Genomic DNA, 2,152 nt, shown 5'->3' with positions numbered 1-2,152 from the left:
GAACCTCCGACCTTCGGGTTATGAGCCCGACGAGCTACCAACTGCTCTATCCCGCGGCAACTTGTTTATTATAGTAAATCTTTTGGGAAAAGTCAAATGCCAATTTTTATGAACGTAACTTTAGAAGCCGCAGCGACTGGCCCGGATGCATTCGCACATTTCACGGATCGTTTCTACTTCATCATCGCCGGCCGTAGATAATTTGGTTAGGAAATTGATTAAGCTTTCCTCCATGTTCTTTTGATTTAGCTCAAGTCTTTCCTCATCTGTAAGTGGAGGGCGTTTTCCTTCCCGTATTTCATTCACCAGTTCCGTCATTTTCTTGGCGCTTTCTTCTCCTAACTGCATAGGAATATACATTTTAAGCAGTTCCTGTTCTTCCTTTGATAAGCATGCAGGCGGAATTTGATTTTCTTTTTGTATGTCTTCTTTAACCTTTGCCAGCAGATCTGCCAGGCCTTCTTTGGTGAGGTGGGACATCGATTATTTCCTCCAATCTTAAATCACAGTAAGGATATTTTTATTTTACCAGATTATCAAGTAGAAAACATAAAAAGTTTGGACAAAAGCTACATTCAATAACGGACATGTATACAGACCGATTTTATTGATTTTTTTCTCAAGTGCTTATATGATTGGCTTTATAAGAGCGCAAAAGTTGGTGAAAGCATGTTAACAGATTATCATATTCATGTGGAGCAGGGACCTTACACCGTAGACTGGCTGCGTGAGTTTGCCCGGCAGGCCGGGGCGGCAGGCATCGAAGAGTGGGGGGTTTCGGAGCATGCCTACAGGTTTGTTGAGACCAGGTCGATCTTCTGGAATGGTTGGGTAGAGCCTAGGCAGACCCAAAGAATGGAAGATTACCTTTCGATGATTATGAAGGCCCGGGAAGAAGGGATCAAGGTTAAGTTTGGCATTGAGATGGACTACTTTCCGGGGAAGGAACAGGAAATTGAAGAATTCCTAAACCGCTATCCCTTTGACTATGTCATAGGTTCGGTGCATTGGATAGATGAGTGGGGAATCGACCTGTCGGAAATGAAGCAGGAATGGGACCGGCGAAACGTTGAAGATGTTTGGCGAGCCTATTTTGATCACATTGAACGCCTGGCCCGGAGCAGGCTGTTTGATATCGCCGGTCACCTTGATCTGGCAAAGATCTTTAAATATGTGCCAACCAACATGGATTTTCTTGTTGAACAATACAACCGGGTGACAAAGATCCTGGCCGAAAACGGCACCTGTATCGAGATCAGCACCGCCGGGTTAAGAAAACCGGTAGGAGAAATCTACCCGCACCCGCTGCTTCTGGAGGCCTGCTGTAAACAGGGTGTTCCCATTGTGATCAGCTCAGATGCCCACTGCCCAGGAGATGTAGGGGCGGATTTCCCCAAAGCTCTTGAACTGGCCAGAAAGACAGGGTACAGGGAAATTCAGGTGTTTTCCTGTAGAAAGGCAGAAGCTTATCCCTTGGGCTAACCATTTTTCTTTAAATAATCAACAAGATTCGCTAGAGAACTGGTTGATGGACTAAATGGCGGGTGGTATAATCTAAAAAACGGAATAAAAACAGATTAAGCAAAGGTGCTGAAGATTTTTGATCAGCACCTTTTTGTTGGACTAATTCTACGGGGGTGGTACAATGAAAGCACTAAAAGCTGACTTCTCTTTACAAAACAAGACATTGTTTGCCGCTAATCTTTTTGGCGACTTTCAAAATCAAAAAGAGATTCAAACGGTTAAAGAGTTGTTACTGGAATTGGATATTGTAGCAGACTATCTCCCGCCTGAACACATGAAATCAGTTGTTTTACAAAGCGTAAACATTAATATCAACCATTTGCCAACCAGTGAGGTTATGATACAAAAAAGGATTCAAAGCCGCTTTGACCGTCCTTTTTTAACCGTTTCCTTTATGGGTCCCTCTGAAACCGCGGGGGCATTGAGAGATGTAGGTATGGTGATGAGTTTACGCCAGTCTGAAACCGAACGGGTGATTCGACAGGGACTCGCATTTGTTACCAACGGTATCAACCACTACGGGCAGACGTTACAGAAAAAGGCAATACCTGTTGTTAAATGGTCTACTACGGTGAAATTATCGGTCGTATACTGGATGACTTGGGAATGTTGTTGTCAGTCCCCCGAT

General features: G+C 44.1%; 3 protein-coding genes. 2 read left to right on the top strand and 1 reads right to left on the bottom strand.

All coding sequences use genetic code 11. The features are described from left to right. Nucleotides 1-120: 120 nt before the first annotated feature. Nucleotides 121-480, bottom strand: coding sequence for a hypothetical protein (locus P378_RS14810; protein ID WP_099083491.1), 360 nt, complete (start codon nt 478-480; stop codon nt 121-123). Between the two features lie 189 nt (nt 481-669). On the opposite strand from P378_RS14810, the gene P378_RS14805 reads away from it, so the two are divergent. After that, entirely contained in the window at nt 670-1,482 is an 813-nt protein-coding gene (locus P378_RS14805; RefSeq protein WP_099083492.1) for a histidinol-phosphatase, read from the top strand. A 163-nt stretch (nt 1,483-1,645) separates the two neighbouring features. Continuing rightward, the coding region (locus P378_RS14800; protein ID WP_143338504.1) for a nitrogenase component 1 family protein at nt 1,646-2,152 on the top strand (507 nt) is incomplete at its 3' end.

Source organism: Desulforamulus profundi, assembly GCF_002607855.1.
This window is presented reverse-complemented; position numbering and strand designations above follow the sequence as displayed.